Below are 20,614 nucleotides of genomic sequence, written 5' to 3'. Positions count from 1 at the left end.
CGGGTCAGGCCTCGGCCACCCCCAGATGCGCCGCGACGGCCCGCGCCACCGCCACGGTGCCATCGCCGCCGCCGATGTCGGGCGTGCGCAGCCCGCCGGCAAAGGCGCCGTCGACGGCGGCGTTCAGTTCGGCCGCGGCATCGGCGTAGCCCTGGCCGGCGCCACGCGCACCAAGCCATTCCAGCATCATCGCGGCCGACAGCAGCATCGCGGTCGGATTGGCCAGGCCCTGGCCCGCGATGTCCGGGGCCGTGCCATGCGCCGGCTGGAACACCGCATGGGTGTCGCCGATATCGGCCGATGGCGCGAAGCCCATGCCGCCGACCAGCCCGGCGCCCAGGTCTGACAGGATGTCGCCGAACATGTTCTCGATCGGCAGCACGTCGAAATCCCAGGGCCGCCGCACCAGGTCCAGCGCCATCGCATCCACGTAATGCGCGCGGAAGGCGACGTCGGGGAATTCCGGTGCGATCCCCTCCACGACCGCGCGCATGAAGGCGAAGGCGCGGAACACATTGGCCTTGTCCACCAGGGTCACCGTGCCGGCACGCCCGCGCGTGGCGGCCCGCCGCCGTGCCAGTGCGAAGGAGAAGCGCCCAAGGCGCTCCGTCGTGGCGCGGGTGATGCGGAGCGTTTCTTCGGCCATGTCGTCCGTGACCGTCCCGCGTCCGCGGGAAAAGAACAGCCCTTCGGTGCTTTCGCGCACGATCACCAGGTCGATGCTCTGTGCCCGCGGATCGGCCAGGGCTACCGGCACCCCCGGGATCGCCCGCACCGGCCGCACCCCGGCATAGAGGCCCAACCGCATCCGCAGGTCGAGTTGCGGCGCGACCTCGGTTCCATCCGGCATGCGGATGCTGGGCCAGCCCATGGCGCCCAGCAGGATCGCATCGGCGGCGGCGGCGGCGGCAAAACTCTCATCGCTGAGCGCGGTGCCGGTGTCGCGGTAACAGATCGCGCCGGCGCGGACCTGTTCGAAGGCCAGGCCGATGCCGTGGCGGCGGGCCAGGGGCTCCAGCACGGCCAGGGTCGCCTCGGTGACCTCGATGCCGATGCCGTCGCCCGGCATGACGGCGATGCGCAGGGTATTGGAGGGCAGGGGCATGGCGGCGGCTCCGGGACGATTTTAGCGAAGGTCGGCACGCCGGCGCCGACTGCGCAACCCACCCCCCACATTGCGCCCGACGCTGATTGCGGCTGACCTGTGCCCCTTGCCCCCCGGAGGACCCTCCAAATGGCCGAATTCCGCGACGAAACCGACAGCATGGGGGTGGTGCAGGTGCCCGCCGATCGGCTCTGGGGTGCCCAGACGCAGCGGTCGCTGACCTATTTCAGTATCGGGCGCGACCTGATGCCGCCCGAGATGATCGATGCCCTTGCCGTGGTGAAGCGTGCCTCGGCCGAGGCCAATCATGCCGCCGGACACCTGGCCGATGCCCCGCATGGGCTGATCCTGCGCGCCTGCGACGAAATCCTGGCCGGGCAGCACCGCGACATGTTCCCGCTGCGCGTCTGGATGACCGGCAGCGGTACGCAGTTCAACATGAACATGAACGAGGTGATCGCCAATCGCGCCAACCAGTTCAGCGGCCTGGCCCTGGGCACGCGCGGGCCGGTGCATCCGAACGACCACGCCAATATGTCGCAATCCTCCAACGACGCCTTTCCGACCGCGATGCATGTGGCCGCGGCGACCGGGGTGGTCGAACGGCTGCTGCCCGCGGTGCTGGCGCTGCGCGATGCGATCGCCGCCAAGGCGGAGGCTTGGCGCGACATCATCAAGATCGGCCGCACCCATATGCAGGATGCGACGCCGATCACGCTGGGCCAGGAATGGTCCGGCTATGCCGCCATGCTGGACGAGAACATCGAACGCATCACGGCGGCGTTGGCGGGCGTGTATCGCCTGACGCTTGGCGGCACGGCGGTCGGCACCGGCATCAACGCCGCCCCGGGCTTTGCCGCGGCCGCGGTGGCCGAGGTCGCGCGCCTGACCGGGCTGCCCTTCGTACCGGCGCCGAACCTCTTTGCCGCCCAGGGGTCGCATGATGCGCTGGTGCACCTGTCCGGCACCTTCCGCACCCTGGCGGTGTCGTTGAGCAAGATCGCCAATGACATCCGGCTGCTCGCCTCCGGGCCGCGGGCGGGGCTTGGCGAATTGGAACTGCCGGCCAATGAACCGGGGTCCTCCATCATGCCGGGCAAGGTGAACCCGACCCAGGCCGAGGCCCTGACCATGATCGCGGCGCAGGTGATGGCCAATGATGTCGCCGTCGGCATCGGCGGCGCCGGCGGGCATCTGGAGATGAATGCCTACAAGCCGCTGATGATCCACAACATCGCGCAATCCATCGTGCTGCTGGCCGACGGCTGCACCAACTTCCGGCGCTTCCTGGTCGAGGGCACGGAACCCAACCGCAAGCGCATCGCCGAATTCCTGCACCGGTCGCTGATGCTGGTCACGGCGCTGGCGCCGGTCATCGGCTACGACAAGGCGTCACAGATCGCGCACCACGCGGCCGGGCACGACCTGACCCTGCGGGAAGCGGCGCTGGACCTCGGCTTCGTCTCGGCCGAGGATTTCGACCGCATCGTCGACCCGGCCTTGATGCTCGGTCCGTCCCGCTAGAGCGTGATGGCCGTAGGCGCGAATGCGCCGCAGGGCTGAATCACACGATAAAACAACAAGTCAGGCCGCGATGCGTGAGCGAATGCGAACGCATCGCGGTCTAACGTTCCACCGCATCGGCGGCGATGATCATCGGGCGCCAGATGGCGATCTGGTCGCCGACGAAGCGGGCGAAAGCCTCGCCGCTCATGGGGTCGTAGAAATTTCCGATACTGGCGAACTGGTCGATGGTGGTCTGGCGGCGGCAGATCTCGGCCAGCCCCGCCTGCAACCTGGCGGAAATCGCCGGTGGCAGGTTGGCCGGGGCGCTGAGCCCGTGCCAATTCTTCACCTCGATGTCGAAGCCGGCCTCGCGGAAGGTCGGGATGGCCGGCGCCGGCGGCAGGCGCGTATCCGACGCGACCGCCAGCCCGACCAGCGACCCGGCGGCGATCGCCGGCAGTGAGGTCACGATGCCCTCGAACGCCAGGCCGACCACGCCGCTGCTGAGGTCGATGCGCAAGGCCCCGGCACCGCGATAGGGCACGTGGACGATGTCGATCCCGGCCATCAGTCCAAAATTCGCCCCCGTGATATGCCCGATGGAACCGACGCCGCTGGAGCCGTAGTTCAACCGGCCCGGCGCCGCCTTGGCCTTGGCGATCAGTTCTGCGACCGACCGCGCCCCCACGTTCGGATGCACGACGAAGCCGCCATAGGTCGAACCCAGATACGCGACATGTGAAAAATCGCGCATCGCGTCATAGGTGATGCGCGGAAACATCGTCGGCGCGATGGTGAAGGGCGCGTTGTTGGACAGCAGGAACGTGTGGCCGTCGGGCGCTTCGCGCTTCAGCGCCTCGGCCGCCAGCATGCCGCCGGCGCCGGGGCGATTGTCCACGACGAACTGCTGGCCGAACATTTCCGACAATTGCGGCGCGACGACGCGGGCGACGAAATCGCTCGATCCACCGGGCGGGAAGGAAATGATGATCCGCACGCTGCGCGTCGGCCAGGCGGGCTGCGCCACCACGACGGCCGGCATCGCGAGCAGGCCGAGCGTCGCACGGCGCGTGAGGCTGGCTGGCATTCCACGGACACTCCGAATTCGTGCCACCCACGTTGCCGCCGCGCAGGACCGCGTTCAACAATGTGGATGGAACAGAAGGCGGTGCTGCCGTGGTGAAATGGACCATGTTGCTCAATACGGTCGCATCCGGACCGCAATGCTGGCTGTTCCTGGCGCAGGCGCGGGGTTACCTCGCGGAGGCTGGCGTCGCGCTGGACCTGACCCCCGGCAAGGGCGCTTACAACGCCGCTCCCGGGGTCGCGGCTGATGGGTATGATCTGGGCTATGGCGATGTCCATGCGCTGGTCGATGTGGTGGCGCGCGATCCCGGGCGTGCGCCGATCGGCATTTTCGCGATGTTCAATGCCTCGCCATCGGCCATTGCCGTGGCGCGCGATGGCCCGGTGGCGGGGCCAGGGGATCTGGCCGGGCGGCACCTGATCGGCCATGCGTCGGATGTCGCGTTGCGCACATTCCCGGCTTTTTGCGCCGCCAATGGCGTGGATGCCGCAAGCGTGCGGATCTCGCCCGCCGAGGGGGCGCTGGCCGCGCTGGCCGAACGGGTGCTGGGCGGGGACGCCGATGGCCTGTTCGGCTATGTCAGCACCATCACCGCCTCCTACGCCGCCGCCGGGCTGCGGGCCGAGGACCGGCTGCGTTTCCTGCGCTACGACCGGTTGCTGCCGGATGCCTATGGCAGCATGCTGATGGCCTCCGCACGCTTGGTGCGGGACGAACCGGCGCTGTTGCGGCGCGTGGTCGCGGCGCTGTCGCGTGGGCTGGCCGATGCGCTGGCCGATCCCGATGCGGCAATCGCCGCCCTGCACGCCGCGGCGCCGCAGACCGATCCTGCCGTGGAACGCCTGCGCTGGGACACCACGCTTGCGGTGGAAATGGCGCATCCCGAGGCGATGTCGCGCGGGTTCGGTGGCATCGACCCCGCCCGCTTCGCCCGCGGCATCGCCTTGCACGCGACCGCAAGCGGACTGCCCCGCAGCCCCGGGGCGGAGGAGGTCTTCACCGACGTCTTCCTGCCCCCCATCCCGGAGCGTGCCGTCGCATGAGGCGCCTTCGCATCCGCCTCAACACCGGCTTCGCCGGGCCGCACGCGGGATTTGCCCTGGCCGAGGCCGATGGCCACCTGGCGGCACAGGGTCTTGCGGTGGACTGGATCGGCGGCAACGGCGCCGCGGCGGTGATCGAGGACATGTCCGACGCGACCTGCGATGCCGCCGTCGGCGACCTTTGTGCCCTGATCGCGCGGCTGGGGCGCCGGCAGGAGGCGCTGCCGCCAAAGGCCGTGTTCATCCTGTTCAACCGCACGCCCCTGACCATCGCGGTGCGGGCCGATGGGCCGGTGCGCCATCCGCGCGACCTGTCGGGACTGCGCGTCAGCGGCCATGCCCGCGATGCCGCGGTGCTGTGCTTTCCGGCGCTGGCGTGGGCGGTGGGGATCGATCCCGCCCAGGTCGCCATCCTGCCTTCGGCCGCCCCCTTGGGCGAACAGGTGCGGGCGATGATCCAGGATGACGCCGCCGATGGCGTCTTCGGCTTCGTCAACACGATCATCGCCTCGATGAGCGGGGCAGGGATCGGGCTGGAGCATGCGACCCGCTTCCTGGAATACGCCGACCACCTGCCGGACCTGTATGGCAATGCCCTGGTCGTCTCGGGCCGCCTGGTCGCCGCGGAACCCGATGTGGTGCGCGGCCTGGTCCACGCCGTGACGGCCGGCACGCTGGCCGCGATCGCCGATCCTGATCGGGGCGTGATGGCGGTCAAGGCGCGCAACCCGGGCATCGACTTGGCCATCGAGACGCGGCGCTGGCGCGGCACCATCGCCAAGGAGATGGCGCATCCCGAGGCCGCGCGGATCGGCCTTGGCGACGCCGATCCGCAACGCCTGGCCGGCGGCATCGCGGCGCTGGCATCCTCCCTGGCGCTGGCGCGCGTGCCCACGCCGGCCGAGGTGTTCAGCGCGGTGTTCCTGCCGCCGCCACGGGACCGAGGGGCCGGCTGAGCCACCACCCCGGCGCCAGTACCCAGACGCCGTCGCGGCGCAGCAGCGCGTCGCGCTCTGGCGCGGCACCGCGCCGCGCCCGCGCCAGGCTCGCGTCATCGCCCAGCACATACAGCGTCCCTGGTTCGTGCCGCCCGCTGGCCAGTCGCTCCGCCATGTCGGCGTTCAGGGCCGCGACCCGGCCGGGATCGATGCGCGCGAGATAGACGGCATCCGTCTCAAGCCCGAGGGTCGCGGCATAGACGGCGACCTCTTCCCAATGCTTCGCCTGGTTGCCGTTCGGGACCACGCGGATGCGGGTGTAGCGCGCCGCGGCCTTGGCCCAGAAGGGATCGGTCAGGCGCAGTGGCGCGACCGCTGGACCCTGCGGGAAGTAGCGCGTCGTATTGGTGAACCCGGGTTGCAGGTCGATGAATTGCAGCCCCACCAGCAACGCCAGCACGACGCCCGCGCGCCTGCCGCCGATGGCATGCGCCAGCGCCGCGATGCCGGCCAACAACAGCGCGTAGCCAAGTGGCCAAAGGAAGCGTTCCGAGGCGCGCAGCGCCGCCGCGAGGTCGGCCAGGCGCGGCGGCAGTTCGAACCAGCCAACCTCCCGCCCACCGATCGACACGTGGTGCGAAATCGCAACGGCGAGCATGACCCCCAGCGCCAGCAACAGCGGCCAGCGCGCCGCGATCCCCCGCAGCGGGCGCCAAAGCCAAGCGATGCCCGACAGCAGCAACAGCGCCAGGATGCCGAGCCCGGGATAGGAAGCGCCGACCTCCGCATGCAGCGGTCCGGGTAGATCGGGCAGGATGGCGCCCCAGGGCCCTGGATCGAACGGCGCCAGCAGGTCCATCTGCATCTGTCCGTAGCGCGCACCCTGCCCACCAAAGCCGCTGGTCAATACGAAGAACCCCGCGGCCCACAGTGCCGCGAGGCCAGCGACAGGCACCGCGAGAGCTTCGGCGGCCAGGCCACGCCAGCCGTGGCGCGCGACCCCGCGCGCCAGCCAATCCGCGGCCCAGAGCCCCAGCACCATCGGCAGCAGGTAGGAATGGATCATGGCTGTTGCGGCGACCAACGGCGCCCAGGCCGCCGTCCGCCGCCAACCTGTGCCCGGCACGATGCAGAGCCAAAGTCCGGCCAGCAGGAGGAAATGCGCCGACAGCGCGAAATGCCCGCCCATGCGGGTCAAAAGGGCCGGCTGCATGATGAACAGAACGGCGCCCGCCAGGCGCGCCAACGGATCGCGCGTGACCTGGCCGATGAGCCGCCACGCCAACGCCCCCTGCAACCCCGCGCAAGCGAAAATCCACAGGCCCCAGTATTGCGAAACCTCGGCCAGCCCGGAGATTGCCTTGAAGAAGATGGCGAGCAGCGGGATGGAATCCGCGTAGAAGATGGAGGACGACACCTCCAATCCCCAGGCCGGGTTCAGCCCCGGCGGCCAGGTCCAAGGCGCGTGTTTGAAGAAGGTGTAGCCAAGCCAGTACTGCACCGGGTCCGGGCCCAGGGTGCCCCTCAGCATCCAGCCGGTATGCGACGGGGGCAGGATATGACCGCCGAAGACGTACCACGCCACGGCAAAGCCCAGCAGGCAGGCAGCGGCGCCCCCCCAATTCCGAGATATCCGTGACCCAAGCTCGACCACTGGAACCTCCAGCTGATCTAACGCGCGGGGCCGCTTTGGGTTGCTTCAACATCCCCCTTTTCACCGCAATCGATTTCCAGCACGCTTCATCAAAAGACGACGACGGGAGCGCCAAGATGTTGAAATTGCTGGTGAACGGCCGTGCGGGCGATGTGGACGCCGCGCCCGAAACCCCGCTGATCTACGTCCTGCGGAACGACCTGGCGTTGAACGGCCCGAAACTCGGCTGCGCGGTCGGGCAATGCGGCGCCTGCACGGTGCTGGTCGATGGCATGGCCGTGCGGTCGTGCCAGTTGCGCGCCGGCGATGCCGTCGCACCGGTCGCCATCACCACGCTGGAGGGCCTGGGCACCCCCGACCGCCCGCACCCGCTGCAAACCGCCTTCATCCAGGAACAGGCGGCGCAATGCGGCTACTGCACCAGCGGCATGATCATGCACGCCGCCGCCCTGATCGCCGGCAAGCCCGCGATCACCGAAGCCGAGGTGCGGGACGGCATGGACAACAACCTGTGCCGCTGCGGCACGCAGCCACGTGTGGTGCGCGCGGTGATGCGCGCCGCCCGGCAGGGGGTGTAGCGCCATGACGAACCTGTCCCGCCGCGGCCTGGGCCTGACGGCCGTGGGCCTGGCCGTTGGCTTCCACTGGGGCCTGGGCTCGGCGCAACCCGCCCGCCCCGTGGCGCCCATGCTGCGCGCCAATCCACGGATGGAGGCCTGGGTCCGCATCGCACCCGATGGGCGCATCACCGTGCTGACCGGGCGTGTCGAACTGGGCCAGGGCGTGCTGACCGCCATGCGCCAGATCGCCGCCGACGAACTCGATGTCGCGCCCGGCAGCCTGACCCTGCTGTCAGGCGACACCGCCGAGACCGCGGATGAGGGTGTGACCGCCGGGTCCCAATCCATCAAGTTCGGTGGCGAGGCCCTGGGGATCGCCTGCGCCGATGTGCGGGCCACCCTGGTCCGGGTCGCGGCAGAGGCCTGGAACCTGCCGGCCGCCACGCTGAGCGTCACCGACGGCGTGATCACCGGCGCGAACCGCCGCATGACCTACGCCCAGGCGGCATCGGGCCTGTCGCTCGCAAGGCCGGTCGATCCCCAGGTCCAGCGCAAGCCGGTCGCGGCACAGCGGGTGATCGGCACCTCGCTGCCGCGCACCGACATCCCGGGCAAGGTCTTCGGCCAATCGACCTTCATCCACGACATGCGGCCCGAAGGCATGGTGTTCGGCGCCGTCGCGCGGCCGCCGGCCTATGCCGCGCGCCTGGACTCGCTCGACATGGCCTGGGCGCGGGCGCTGCCGGGGGTGATCGCCGTGGTGCGCGATGGATCGTTCCTGGGCGTCGTCGCGCGGCGAGAGGAACAGGCGAATGAGGCTGCGAGAAAAATCACGCAGGCGGCGCGTTGGCGGGATGGGGCCGCCTTGTTCGGCGGCCGCGACGTGTTCGACCACCTGCTGAACACGCCCTCGCTCGTGACCACCATCCACAAGACCGAGGCCGCCGCCCCCGCCGCCGCGCGCACCCATCGCGCGGAGTACCGTCGCGGCTTCCAGGCGCATGCCTCGATCGGTGCGTCCTGCGCGCTGGCGGTGTGGCAGGGCGATGCGCTGACGGTGTGGTCGCATGCCCAGGGGCCTTTCCCCTTGCGCGGCGACATGGCGCGCGGGCTGCGGATGTCGCCGGAAAAGATCCGCGTCATCCATGTCCAGGGCAGCGGCTGCTACGGCCACAACGGCGCCGACGACGTGGCGCTGGACGCGGCGCTCCTGGCCCGCGCCGTCCCCGGCCGCACGGTGCGCGTGCATTGGACGCATGAGGAGGAGATGGTCTGGGAGCCATGGGGCTCGGCCATGGTCGTGCGGCTGGAAGGCGCCATGGCGGCCGATGGCACGCTCGGCACCTGGGCGCATGATGTCTGGTCATTCCCGCATTCGACCAGGCCGGGCGGGACCACCGGCTGCAACCTGCGTTCGGCCTGGTACCTGGAAAACCCGGTCGCGGCCCCGCCGGCGACCGATGGCGCCCTGCCGAATGGCGCCGCCGCGCGCAACGCCGTGCCGATCTATGCCGTGCCGAACCAGGCGGTGACGACGCATTACCATGAGCAGATGCCGGTGCGGACCTCCGCCTTGCGCACCCTGGGCGGGTATTTCAATGCGCTGGCGGCGGATATGTTCATCGATGAATGCGCGGCGCTGGCCGGGCGCGATCCGGTCGCCTATCGGTTGGCGCATCTGCGCGATCCGCGGTTGCAGGCGGTGTTGCGACGCGCGGTGGAATTGGCCGGCTGGACGCCGGAACCGGTCATCCGCAAGCCGCTGGCGGCCGAGATGATCGGCACCGGCGTGGGCCTGACCAAATACAAGAACAGCGATGCGCATGTCGCCGTCGTCGCCCGTGTCGCCGTCGACACCGGCACGGGCGTGGTGCGCGTGCTTGGCCTCTGGGCCGCGACCGAGGCGGGGCGCGCGGTGAACCCCGACGGCATCACGAACCAGATCGAGGGCGGCATGGTGCAGTCCACGTCCTGGACGATGATGGAGGAAGGCCGCTGGGACGCCGGGCGCATGACCAGCGACGATTATTCCAGCTACCCGATCATGGATTTCAGCACGACGCCGCCGATTCAAAGCGTGGTGATGGACCGGCCCGACCTGCCTTCGCTGGGGGTCGGCGAAGGCAGCCAGGCGCCGACCGGGGCCGCCATCGCCAACGCGATCTATGCGGCGACCGGGCGACGGGTGGCGGACATCCCCTTCACCCCCGCAAGGGTGAAGGCGGCGCTGGCGGGCTGATCAGTCCGCCGTCGCGCCCGATGCGCGCACGACCTCGCCCCAGACGCGCAGCTCTTCCTCGATGAAGGCGGCGTATTGGGCGGGGGTCAGGTCGGGCGCGTCGGCGGTCAGCGTCGCGTAGCGCTGGCGGATCACCGGCAGGGCCAGGATCGCGCGGATCTCCGCGTTGATCCGCTCCACCAGCGCCGGCGGCATCCCCTTCGGCCCGGACACACCGAACCAGGAATAGGAGGTGACGCCAGGCAGTCCTGCCTCGATCAGGGTCGGGATTTCCGGCAGGTTGTGGTTCCGGGTCGCGTCGGCGACGGCGATCGCCTTCAGCGAGCCATCCCGGATATAGCCGATGCAGGACGGCAGCCCATCGACGATCAGGCCGACATTGCCGGCGATGGTATCGAGCAGCGCCGGCCCGGAGCCACGATACGGCACCGGGTTCATCTTGATCCCCGCGACCATGCCGAAGCGCATGCCGCACAGATGGGTCGATGTGCCGTGCCCGGAAATCGCGAAATTCAACCCCTCCGGCCGCGATCGGCCAAGGCGGATCAGATCCTGGATCGTCTGCGCCTCATAGCGCGGATTCACCAGGACGGCGGTGGAGGTCGTGGCCGCCAGCGCGATATGCGAGAAATCCGTGTTGGCATCGTAGCGCACATTGCGGAATAGAGCGGGCGAAATGCCGTGGGAGGCGCTGTTGGAGATGTACAGCGCATAGCCGTCCGGCGGGTTCGCCAGCATCTGCGTCGCTGCCGTGGTCGCGCCGGCGCCGGGGCGATTCTCGATGACAAAGGGCTGGCCCAGCCGTTCCTGCAACTGCTGCGCCAGGATGCGGGCGACGATGTCGGTGGTGCCGCCAGGCGCGAAGGGCACCACGACGCGCACCGGCCGATTGGGCCAGGCGCCTTGCGCGAATGCCGGCAGCGGCAGGAGCGCGCCCGCGGCGAGTAGCGCGCGGCGGGGGATGGTCACCGTCATGTCTCGGCTCCTGGATTTGGGAAACCCTGCGGCAGGCTTGCGGGCGTGTCCAGGAAACGTGTCAGGATCGCCGCCGTTTCGGCCAGATCGGCGGCGCCCGGGGTCTCGACCAGGGCGGCCCCCGGCAGCAGCGCCGCGGCGCGGGCCGCCTGTGGAGCCACGTTGTCGCCGCGCGTCGCCACGATCAGGGCCGGCACGCGGACCAGTGGCAGGCGATCCTCGACACGGTAACGGATCGCGGCGCGGTAGGCGCGATGATAGGTGGTGCCGTTCTTCAGCACTTCCAGCAACTTGGCGTGCACCGCGATGGGGTCGGGCGCGGGCGCGGCGCGGCGATGCGCGGGATCGCGGGCGAACCAGGGGAAGAAACGAAAATAGTCGCGGCACATCGCATGGGCCATGTGCAGGTAGATCCCGTCCGGATCGGGCCGGATTTCGGGCGCCACCCGTTCCAGCATCTCCTGCCGTCCGGCATCGTCGTAGAAGCCGACGCCGTCCAGGATGATGCGGCGGGTGCGCGAGGGCGCGGCCAGCGCCATTTCCATCGCGACCCGCGCGCCCAGGTGCGCGCCCAGCACGTCGCAGGCCGCAAGTCCCATCGCGTCGCAGAAGCCGATCAGCGCCTGCGCGAAGGTGCCGAGGTCGGGCGCATCATCCGGCAGGGGATCGCTTTCGCCGCAGCCCGGCAGGTCGGGCACCAGCACCAGGCGGGTTTCCGACAGCGCCTCGGCCAGACGCGTCAGCCCCTGGCCGTTGCCGGCGGCGCCGTGCAGCAACACCAGCGGCGCGGCGCCGCCATGGCCCCCGGTGCGGTAATGCACCTGGCCCCAGCCTAGGTCGGCGAAGCGACGGCGCAGCATCAGCCCCCCGCCGCGTGGCGCGCCGCCAGCCAGCCGAAGGCCGCCCCGCGCATTAGGGACACGCCGGCCTGGTAGCCCGCGCCGGATTCGGTCGGTGCCGCGGCGTTGCCGCAGGCGTAGAGTCCGTCGATGGGGCGCCCCCGCACATGCAGCACGCGGGCATCGGGATCGGTCAGCAGCCCGGCGGCGGAAATGCCGCCCAGCTTGACCCGCACCGCGCAGAACGGGCCGGTCGCCAAGGTGCCGAGGTTGGGATGCGCCGCATGCGGATCGCCGGCGGTGGAGCGCGCGAAGGCCGAGGTGCCGCGGCCGAAATCCGGGTCCTCGCCCCGCGCCGCTCCTTCGTTGAAGCGGGTGATGGTGGCGGCCAGCGCCGCAGCATCCACGCCGATCTTGCGCGCCAACTCCTCCGTCGTATCGGCTTGCACCACCCAATCGGGCACCGGCGCGCCCGGCGGGCGGCGGGCAAAGCTGTAGCGGGCGAAATACTGCGCATCGAACAGCATCCAGGCCGGCAGGTTCGGATGCCGGTGCAGCCCGAGGTCGAACCGCGTCAGCGCCGAAACAACGTGCTGGAACTGGCTTTCATCACAGAAGCGCCGCCCCTGGTCGTTCACCACGATGCTGTGCGGATAGGACAGCCCGCGCAGCCCCGCGCTGAAGAATTGCTCGCCGCCATCCGGCGCCGGGATCGCGTAGCCGACCAGCATCGCCAGGTTGTTCGGCACGCGCCACACGGCGGCACCCAATTCGCTTCCCATCAGCAAACCGTCACCTTCGATCGAACGCGGAAAGATGTTCATCCAGTCGGGCAGGCCCTCGAACCGGCCCACCAACTCCGGGCTGCCTTCGTAGCCGCCCGTCGCGAGGACCACACCTTTTTTCGTATGCAGCCGCGTGCCGCCACCTTCCAGCCCGACCACGCGCCCGTCCTCCAGCAGCAGCCGTTCGGCGCGGAAGCCGGCCAGGATCGGCACCTGGCGTCGCACCAGTTCGGCGACGAACTGGCCGACCAGACCAGCACCGGCGGCGAGCAACTCGCCGCGGCGGCGCGCGTCCAATTCCGCCTCCGGCCAGCGCTGGCGGGCGCCCAACCCGCCCCAGGCGATGGCATCGCCCCAGGAGACGCCGGCTTCGTTGTAGACGCCTTCCTCCAGCCGGTGGCCCCAGGGACCGAGGGCCGCGCGCGCGATCGGCATCGCCTCCACCATGCGGCCATCGGCGGCGGCGCCATCGGCCTGGGGGAAATAATGGTCGGGCAGGCCGCGCAGCAGGCGTAGCGGCACGCCCGCATCGGCGAAGTCGCGCAACGCCAGGCGGCTGGCCTGCAGATAGGCTTCCGTCATCGGCGCCAGCGCATAGCCACCCGACAGGAAGCCCATGTAGCGCCGCGCGGCATCCAGGCTGTCGGGCAGGCCGGCCTCGGCTGCCAGATGGTTGCAGGGCGCCCAGAGCCCGCCGAGGGAGGCGGCGGTCGCGCCGCCCAGCCTGTCGGATTTTTCCACCACCACCACGCGCAATCCGCGCGCGGCCGCGGCCAGCGCCGCGCCGCAGCCCGCGGCCCCGGTGCCGGCGACAACCAGATCGACGTCGTGATCCGCCACGCCTTCAACGCCCCCCTGTACGAACAGGGCTTAGTCTTGACGCGGCCCCCCGCGGTGGCAAGGCTCCTGGATCCAACGACAGGTCATATCGAAATGCCCGAGGCTGTTGCGTCACCGTATCCGTTGCTGCTCAGCCCGCATGCCCTCGGTCCGAAGATGGCACGCAACCGTACGTGGATGAGCGCGCATGCGACCTTGCTGGTGAAGGACCACGTCTTCACCGACGAACACGTGGCCTATTACGAGGAACGCGCCAAGCACGGCGTCGCCGTCATCACCATGGAAGCCATGGCGGTGCATGAGACATCGCTGCCCTATCGCGGCAAGGCGCTGGCCTTCGACCCGCGCATGGTGCCGCAGTTCCGGAAGATCGCGGATGCGGTGCATCGCCACGGCGCGTTGCTGCTGGCGCAGCCCTGGCATCGGGGGCGTGAGACGAACAGCGTCGCCTCCGGCGTGCCGGTCTGGGCGCCATCGGCGGTGCCCTGCGCGGTGTATCGCGAGATGCCGCATGTGATGACGATCGCCGACATCGACACGATCCGCGAGGGCTATCGCCTGTCGGCCCGTCACGCCCGCGATGGTGGGTTGGATGGGGTCGAGGTCCATTCCATGGCGCATGGCTATCTGCTGAACCAGTTCCTGTCGCCCGCGACGAACCACCGTACGGATGCCTTTGGCGGCAGCTTGGAGAACCGCCTGCGCCTGGTCATGGAGATCATCCAGGCAACGCGTGAGGAATGCGGTCCGGATATGATCGTCGGCGTCCGCATCAATTCCGACGATGGCCATGAGGGCGGGCTGCGCCCGGACGACTGGGCCGAGGTCGCGGCGCGGATGACCGCATCGGGGTTGATCGACTACGTATCATGCAGCCACGGCACCTACCTGAACCGGATGCTGATCTACCCGACCTCACCGGAAAGCCACGGCTTCCAGATGGCCGCGACGCGAAAGGTGAAGCAGGCGGTGGACCGCCCGGTGGTGGGCGTCGGTCGCATCGTGACGCCGGCCGAGGCCGAGAAACACCTGGCCCAGGGCGATTGCGATTTCGTCGCCATGGCACGCGCGCTGATCGCCGACCCCGAATGGGTCGCCAAGGCGCAACGTGGCGAGGGCGAGGACATCCGCCCCTGCGTCGGCGCCAATTGGTGCATGTCGTCGATTTTCGCCCAGGCGCCGATCGCCTGCATCCACAACCCGGCGGCCGGCAACGAACGCCAACTCGGCGCCGGCACGGTGACGCAGGCGGCGCGCGCGAAAAAAGTCGCGGTCGTCGGCGGTGGCCCGGGCGGGATGCGCGCGGCACTGACCGCGGCCCAGCGCGGGCACCAGGTCACGCTGTACGAACGCAGCCATGAGCTGGGCGGCCAGGTCCGGCTGTGGTCGCGCGCGCCGTCGCGCACGGAACTGGCCGGCGTCGCCGACTGGCTGGAACGCCAGGTGGTGAAGGCGGGCGTCGATATCCGCCTGCAAACGGTGGCGACCGAGGCCATGCTCCGCGCCGCGGGCTACGAAACCATCATTGTCGCCACCGGTTCGGCCGGGCTGCGCCATGGCTGGACTCCGCTGCGGCCGGAAAAATGGAATGGCGCCCCGGTGCCCGGCACGGACCAGCCCAACGTGCTGTCCTACATGGACGCGCTGCGCGAACAGGCACCGCCCGGGGCGCGGGCGTTGGTCTATGACGGGTTGGGCGGGCGGCAGGCGGTGGTGGTCGCCGAATACCTGGCATCGCGTGGGGCGGCGGTGGAATTCGTGACCTGGCTGGGTCAGGCGGCCCCCGACCTCGCGGCCAGCCGCGACTGGGGCAAGACGTTTGGGATGCTCCGGCGCATGGGCGTCACTTTCACCACCGACATGGAATTGCTGGGGATCGAAGGCGGCACGGTGCGGCTGCGCGATGTCTACACCAGCGAACAACATGTGCGGAACAACATCGACACCATCGTCCTGGCGCTGGGCGCCGAGGCGCAGGACGCGCTGTTCCACGCATTGCACGGCAGCGGGCCGGAGGTGCGGCTGATCGGCGATGCCCTGGCCCCCCGCCGTGCCGACGCGGCGATACGCGAAGGCGAGATCGCCGCGCGGGCCATCTGACAACAAGGACAACACCATGACCCCCGAAGGCGAAGCCGAACTCGAAAAAATCCGCGCCGTCCGCGGCTATACCCTGCCGCTGCACGACATGCTGGCCGAGTGCAATCCGGAATTCCTGCGCCGCTACGGCGACCTTGCCAGCCATGTGATCTTTGGCCCGGGCGAGGGCCGTGCGCTGGACCTCAAGACCCGCTTCCTGGTGCTGGTCGGCATCACGACGGCGGTGAAGGGCGACCGCGAGGGCATCGAATGGGCGTCCCGCCGCGCCATGCAATACGGCGCGAGTTTCGAGGAAGTGGTGGAAGCCGCCTTCCTGGCCGGGCTGCCCGCCGGGATGCCGGCCTTCGAGGGATTCTGCCGTGCCATGAAGGATGTGCGCGAGGGCAAGGGGTGGGTTCCCACGACGCCGGCCGAACCCACATGAGGCGCACCACGGAGGACCGGCCCATGCTGTCACGACGCCTCACAGCCCTTGGCCTGGCTGTCCTGCCTTTTGCCGCCTTCGCCCAAGGGGCCGGCCCCGCCCGTATCCGCGGCACGATCGTGTCGTTCGAGGCCGGCCAACTGACCATCGCCACCCGCGAAGGCGGCCGCGCGACCGTCACCCTGCCCGAAACCGCACCCGTGTCCGCCCTGCGCCGGGTCGCGCTGTCGGAGGTGACGCCGGGGACCTTCCTGGGCGTGGTGGCCGAACCTGGCCCTGATGGCGGCTTGCAGGCGATTGCGATCAGCGTCTTCCCGCCGGGCGCGCGGGGGCGGGAGTTCCAGTCGGCCTGGGACCTCGGGCCCAATACCTCGATGAACAATGGCGCGGTGGAGGCGGTGGTCGAGAATGCGAATGGCCGTGAGATCACCATGACCATCCTGGGGCAAAGCCACCGGGTGGCGATCACGCCACGGACCGCACTGCTGATGGGCATCCCGGCCACGCGCGCCGATTTGGTGCCCGGCGCCGCCGTGCTGGTCGTCGGCACGCGGGCGGAGGACGGCCGGATCACCGTCGACCGCATGCAGGTCGGCCGCGACGGGGTGTCGCCGGCGACCTGAGTGTCAGGGTGCCGCCGTCACAGGCGACGCAGGATCAGCGCCATCGGGCGAACGTGCTCGCGATAGGTGATGAGGCGGTCGTAGACCCCCGCCGCCTGGCGGTTGGCGCCGATCGCCTCGTAGCCGGGTTGTTCGTCCGGCGTTTCCGGCCAGTCGTCCTGGGCGGGCAGGATCCGCTCCTCGGCCATGGCCTGGGGGTCGGTACCCAGAACCACGGACGCTTCCTGGGCGAGTGGGGTGTAGTTCGCGACGCCGGTGCGCTTGCGTGCTTGGGTGGCGTCGTCCAGCGCCAGGATGTCGCCGCCCTGCGCCACGCGGGTCAGCGGATAGGTGGCGCGTGCCCCGCCAACCAGGGCCGCGACCCGATCGGCGACAGCGGCGCAGAGGTCATGCATGGGGTTATAGCCCTCGACCGGGTCCGCCACGACCAGGGCGCCCGGTTCGGCCTGCCCCGCGATGGTCTCCGCCGCGGCCAGGAAGGGGGACGCATCGCCGGCCAGCAGCGCAGCATACCAGGCGCGGTCCGACAGAGGCCCCATGACCGCGCCGGCGCGTGCCCCGCACGCCTGGATAAGCGTCCGGGAGAATGCGGTGCGCGGCGGTGCGGCCTGCCCCGCCCCGTCGGTCAGCACGCAGACAAGGGGGCGTTGCTGCTCCATCCAGCCGAACAATCGCAATTCATGGCCGGGATGCGCGACGATCAGGCAGGGTTCGGGCATCGGGCCTTGTAGTCAGCGTGGCCGGATGTGAATAGCCAAGGCCTGTCGCCGCCACGGCTGGCGACCGGGAGCCATGACGTGTCGCTGACCGTGCTGATCACGAACCTCGTCCTGGCGAACCGCACGGGGACGGAGGTTGTCGTCGAACAACTGGCCGACGGCCTGCGCCGCCGCGGGCATCGCGCGGTCATCTATGCCCAGACGCTGGGACCGCTGGCGCAGGAGATGCGGGCGCGGGGCCATCTTGTCACCGACCGGCCCGACGGTTTGCCGATGCGGCCCGATGTGATCCATGGCCACCACACGGCACCCTGCTTCGCGGCACTGGCGGCCCATCCCGGCGTGCCCGGCTTGTTCGTGTGCCACGACGCCACCACCGCCTACGACACGCTGCCACCGCATCCGCGCGTGCGGCGTGCCTTTGCCGTGGATGAACGGTGCCGCGCACGCCTGGTGGCGGAAGGTGCGGCGGCATCGCAGGTGTCGATCCTGCCGAACGCGGTCGATCTGTCGCGCGGCCTGCCCCACCCCCGCCTGCCGGAACGCCCCGGGCGCGCGATCGCGATCACCAAGCATGCGACGCATCTGCCGGCCCTGCGCGCCGCCTGCCACGCGGCCGGGATCGTGCTGGAGGAATTCGGCTCCGGCCCCGGCCAGATGTTGGCGCGGCCGGAGGAGGCCTTCGCCCGCGCCGATATCGTCTTCGCCACCGCCCGGACGGCGATGGAGGCCGCGGCCGCCGGTGCCGGCGTGATCGTTTGCGACGGTCGTGGCTGCGCAGGATTCCTCGGCCGGGCCAATGCCGAGGCATGGCTGCCGTGGAATCTCGGCGCCGCCATCCTGGCATTCCCGACCGACGAAGCGCAGGTGGCCGCCGCCATCGCCGCCTGGTCGGCGGCCGAGGCCGAGGCCGCCACCGCCCTGGTGCGCGACCGGTGTGGGATCGAGCCCTGGCTCGATGGGCTGGAGACGATCTACCGGGACATGCTGGCGCTGCCCGCCCTCGACAATGCGCCCGCCGAGGCGGCGGCGGTCGGGGTCTTCATTTCACGCTGGGTGCCGCATCTGGACCAGGACGCCGCATGGCGCCGCCTTGCGGACCAGATCGGATGGCCCGCGCGTGGGTCGCCGCTCGACCGTGTCGGGCAGGAGATCGCCGGCCTTGCCGCCGCTGTGGCCCAGACGCAGGCGGGCCTTGCCGCGGCCATCGCGCAGACGCAGTCGGGCCTCGACACCGCCCAGGCCGAGACGGAGGGCGCGCTGGCATCCGTGACGGCGGACCTGCGAGAGGCGGTGCAGGCCGGATCGGCTGCGGCACAGGCCGCCGTCGCCGCCCATGCCCAGGACACCGCGATCGGCCTGGCCGGCGTCTTCGACCGGCAGGCGCTTATCGAAGCACGGGTGCTGGCCGCGCTGGACAGCACGGAGCGACGGCTGGACGCGGCGCTGCAGGGCGCGCGGCCGCCGCCCGGGCTTGGGGCGCGAATTGAATCCGTGCTGCGCGGGCTGTGGCACAGGATCCTGCCCGCCGCGGTGCGGGCGCCGCTGCATCGGTTGCGCCGGCGCGTGCTGGCGGCGCTACGCGGGTGACGCGCGGCCTTTACACGGCGTCGGCGCGCGTCGTGATCCAGGCGGCATAATCCTCATACGCCGCGGGGCCGATGAAGCGCGGCGCCCAGCCCAGCCCCGCCGCCCGGGTATTGGCCATCACGCCGCGCGGCCGGGTTTCGTTGAAGCTGACGGTCGCGGCCTCACCCGCCGCCGCATGGCGCCAGGAAAACCCGGGGAAGCGGGCCGCCATCACATCGCAGCAGGCCCCGGCCAGGGGCGCCCAGTCCAACCCGCTGGCCAGGTTGAACACGCGCGGACCCGGGGTGTCGGTGTCCACAAGCGCCAACAGCCCCGCCGCCAGGTCGCGCACGTAGATCCAGTCATAGGCGGGCAGGGGGGCGGCCGGGATCACGATGGCCCGCCCTGCCAGGGCCGCCTGGGCGATGGCCAGATGCGGGCTGAGGGTGTCGCGCAGGCCGGTATCGCGTTCCCACGGGCCAAAGGTCGCGCCGATGCGGGCGGCGATGGCGTCCAAGCCCCAGAGCCCGGACAGCCGCATCCCCATGCGCTCGACCGCGTATTTGGTCACGCCATAGAGGCTGATCGGCACGCAAGGGGTCTCCGCCTCGGTCAGCACCGGATAGGCATAGGCGCTTTCGCCATAGACGGCCGAGGAGGAGGGCAGCACCACCCGGCGCACCCCGCCCGCGTCGCGCGCGGCCTTCAGGGTCGCGACCAGGCCCTTCAGGTTCACATCCAGCACCAGTTCGGGGTTTTCCGCCTCCCGCGCCGGGCCGGCGGTGATGGCGGCGAAGGGCAGCACCGTGTCGATCGGCTGGGCGGCGAAGGCGGCGCGCAGGGCGGTGTCGTCCAGCACATCGCCCAGGATGACGGTCAACTGGCCGGGCAGGGCGGCGAAGGCGGCGGCGGCCGGGACGGGCAGGGGCTCACGGCCATAGATGACGACGCTGTCGCCGCGGGCCAGCAGCGCCTCGGTCACGTTCAAGCCGACGAAGCCGGCGCCGCCGGTGATCAGGACCTTGGCCATCGCGAACCCTCATGGAAATGCGCTTCGGCGTTACGCGGCCCGGGCGCCGGGGGCAATCCGGCTTGCATCCGGCCCCCGGCATGGCTACATGCATGGTCCGCCCGCGCGGAGTTCAACCCGCGCGCCCTTTTGGCTGAATTGAACCGGACATACCATGGCCCGCGTCACCGTCGAAGATTGCATCCTCCAGGTCCCCAACCGGTTCGACCTCGTGCTGTTCGCCGCCCAGCGCGCGCGGAACCTCAGCCGGGGTGAGGAACTGACCCTGGACCGCGACAACGACAAGAACCCCGTCGTCGCCCTGCGAGAGATCGCCGAAAAGACCGTCGACCTGCCGTTGCTGGAACAGGACATCGTCAAGGGCCTGCTGCGCGCGCCCGAGCCGGAGCCGCTGGACGAGGAAGTCGGCGACATCATCGCCATCGACGAGAATATCTTTGGCGTGATGGACGTGAACGAAGAAGCCCTGCCGGATGGCATGGGCCTTGAAGACCTGTCGCCCGACGACATCGAGGCGGCGATCGCCGCCGAACTGGCCGGGGGCAAGCGCTGACGGCCGGTCCCATAACCGGGACGGG

Annotated in this window: 18 protein-coding genes; 10 read left to right on the top strand and 8 right to left on the bottom strand. The window is 70.3% G+C overall.

All coding sequences use genetic code 11. From position 1 onward, the window contains the following. Positions 1-4: 4 nt before the first annotated feature. Positions 5-1,105: an isocitrate/isopropylmalate dehydrogenase family protein gene (locus ACQW02_RS17980; protein ID WP_431281281.1), complete on the bottom strand. Its 1,101-nt coding sequence runs from the start codon at positions 1,103-1,105 to the stop codon at positions 5-7. Between the two features lie 129 nt (positions 1,106-1,234). Between ACQW02_RS17980 and fumC the strand changes: the two genes are divergently transcribed. After that, entirely contained in the window at positions 1,235-2,629 is a 1,395-nt protein-coding gene (gene fumC / locus ACQW02_RS17975; RefSeq protein ID WP_431281280.1) for a class II fumarate hydratase, read from the top strand. Between the two features lie 100 nt (positions 2,630-2,729). Here fumC and ACQW02_RS17970 read toward each other — a convergent pair whose 3' ends face one another. Further along, positions 2,730-3,698 (bottom strand): Bug family tripartite tricarboxylate transporter substrate binding protein, encoded by a 969-nt coding sequence (locus ACQW02_RS17970; RefSeq protein WP_431281279.1) that lies wholly within the window; start codon positions 3,696-3,698, stop codon positions 2,730-2,732. 104 nt (positions 3,699-3,802) lie between these two features. Here ACQW02_RS17970 and ACQW02_RS17965 point away from each other — a divergent pair, with 104 nt between their 5' ends. Next, positions 3,803-4,741 (top strand): ABC transporter substrate-binding protein, encoded by a 939-nt coding sequence (locus tag ACQW02_RS17965; RefSeq protein ID WP_431281278.1) that lies wholly within the window; start codon positions 3,803-3,805, stop codon positions 4,739-4,741. Further along, positions 4,738-5,697, top strand: a complete 960-nt coding sequence (locus ACQW02_RS17960; protein WP_431281277.1) for an ABC transporter substrate-binding protein — start codon at positions 4,738-4,740, stop codon at positions 5,695-5,697. Before ACQW02_RS17965 ends, ACQW02_RS17960 begins: the two co-directional genes overlap by 4 nt. On the opposite strand, the gene ACQW02_RS17955 is transcribed toward ACQW02_RS17960, so the two are convergent. Next, positions 5,651-7,264, bottom strand: a complete 1,614-nt coding sequence (locus ACQW02_RS17955) for a DUF6311 domain-containing protein (protein ID WP_431281276.1) — start codon at positions 7,262-7,264, stop codon at positions 5,651-5,653. The genes ACQW02_RS17960 and ACQW02_RS17955 overlap by 47 nt on opposite strands. Before the next feature lie 185 nt (positions 7,265-7,449). Here ACQW02_RS17955 and ACQW02_RS17950 point away from each other — a divergent pair, with 185 nt between their 5' ends. Then, entirely contained in the window at positions 7,450-7,911 is a 462-nt protein-coding gene (locus ACQW02_RS17950; protein ID WP_431281275.1) for a (2Fe-2S)-binding protein, read from the top strand. Positions 7,912-7,915: 4 nt separating this feature from the next. Continuing rightward, the gene (locus ACQW02_RS17945; protein WP_431281274.1) at positions 7,916-10,132 is read left to right on the top strand and encodes a molybdopterin cofactor-binding domain-containing protein; all 2,217 of its coding nucleotides are present in this window, start codon (positions 7,916-7,918) and stop codon (positions 10,130-10,132) included. Here ACQW02_RS17945 and ACQW02_RS17940 read toward each other — a convergent pair whose 3' ends face one another. Genes ACQW02_RS17940 through ACQW02_RS17930 form a run of 3 tightly spaced genes read right to left on the bottom strand, consistent with a single transcriptional unit; the run spans position 10,133 to position 13,571 of the window. After that, positions 10,133-11,107: a Bug family tripartite tricarboxylate transporter substrate binding protein gene (locus tag ACQW02_RS17940; RefSeq protein WP_431281273.1), complete on the bottom strand. Its 975-nt coding sequence runs from the start codon at positions 11,105-11,107 to the stop codon at positions 10,133-10,135. It lies immediately after the preceding gene. Beyond that, positions 11,104-11,967: an alpha/beta hydrolase gene (locus tag ACQW02_RS17935; protein WP_431281272.1), complete on the bottom strand. Its 864-nt coding sequence runs from the start codon at positions 11,965-11,967 to the stop codon at positions 11,104-11,106. Before ACQW02_RS17935 ends, ACQW02_RS17940 begins: the two co-directional genes overlap by 4 nt. Beyond that, on the bottom strand, positions 11,967-13,571 hold the full coding sequence (locus ACQW02_RS17930; RefSeq protein ID WP_431281271.1) for an FAD-dependent oxidoreductase: 1,605 nt from the start codon (positions 13,569-13,571) through the stop codon (positions 11,967-11,969). The genes ACQW02_RS17935 and ACQW02_RS17930 overlap by 1 nt, the downstream gene beginning before the upstream one ends. Before the next feature lie 177 nt (positions 13,572-13,748). On the opposite strand from ACQW02_RS17930, the gene ACQW02_RS17925 reads away from it, so the two are divergent. From ACQW02_RS17925 to ACQW02_RS17915, 3 genes are read left to right on the top strand one after another with little or no spacing between them, the layout of a single operon-like run. After that, entirely contained in the window at positions 13,749-15,671 is a 1,923-nt protein-coding gene (locus tag ACQW02_RS17925; RefSeq protein ID WP_431281270.1) for an FAD-dependent oxidoreductase, read from the top strand. Between the two features lie 16 nt (positions 15,672-15,687). Continuing rightward, positions 15,688-16,095, top strand: a complete 408-nt coding sequence (locus ACQW02_RS17920; RefSeq protein WP_431281269.1) for a carboxymuconolactone decarboxylase family protein — start codon at positions 15,688-15,690, stop codon at positions 16,093-16,095. Between the two features lie 23 nt (positions 16,096-16,118). Further along, the gene (locus ACQW02_RS17915) at positions 16,119-16,718 is read left to right on the top strand and encodes a hypothetical protein (protein WP_431281268.1); all 600 of its coding nucleotides are present in this window, start codon (positions 16,119-16,121) and stop codon (positions 16,716-16,718) included. A 17-nt stretch (positions 16,719-16,735) separates the two neighbouring features. Here the strand turns inward: ACQW02_RS17915 and ACQW02_RS17910 are convergent, their stop codons facing one another. Then, the gene (locus tag ACQW02_RS17910; RefSeq protein ID WP_431281267.1) at positions 16,736-17,437 is read right to left on the bottom strand and encodes a hypothetical protein; all 702 of its coding nucleotides are present in this window, start codon (positions 17,435-17,437) and stop codon (positions 16,736-16,738) included. A 78-nt stretch (positions 17,438-17,515) separates the two neighbouring features. On the opposite strand from ACQW02_RS17910, the gene ACQW02_RS17905 reads away from it, so the two are divergent. Beyond that, a complete protein-coding gene (locus ACQW02_RS17905; protein ID WP_431281266.1) occupies positions 17,516-19,027 on the top strand; it encodes a glycosyltransferase in 1,512 nt (503 codons plus the stop codon). Positions 19,028-19,037: 10 nt separating this feature from the next. Here the strand turns inward: ACQW02_RS17905 and ACQW02_RS17900 are convergent, their stop codons facing one another. After that, a complete protein-coding gene (locus ACQW02_RS17900) occupies positions 19,038-20,036 on the bottom strand; it encodes an NAD-dependent epimerase/dehydratase family protein (protein ID WP_431281265.1) in 999 nt (332 codons plus the stop codon). Between the two features lie 154 nt (positions 20,037-20,190). On the opposite strand from ACQW02_RS17900, the gene rpoZ reads away from it, so the two are divergent. After that, positions 20,191-20,589 carry a DNA-directed RNA polymerase subunit omega gene (gene rpoZ / locus ACQW02_RS17895; protein ID WP_431281264.1) on the top strand — a complete coding sequence of 133 codons (399 nt, stop codon included), beginning with the start codon at positions 20,191-20,193 and terminating at the stop codon, positions 20,587-20,589. Positions 20,590-20,614: the final 25 nt, after the last annotated feature.

This window comes from Humitalea sp. 24SJ18S-53, from assembly GCF_050632385.1.
Lineage (GTDB): Bacteria > Pseudomonadota > Alphaproteobacteria > Acetobacterales > Acetobacteraceae > Humitalea.
The sequence above is the reverse complement of the archived record's forward strand: the minus strand, read 5'-3'. Positions and strand labels throughout refer to the sequence as shown.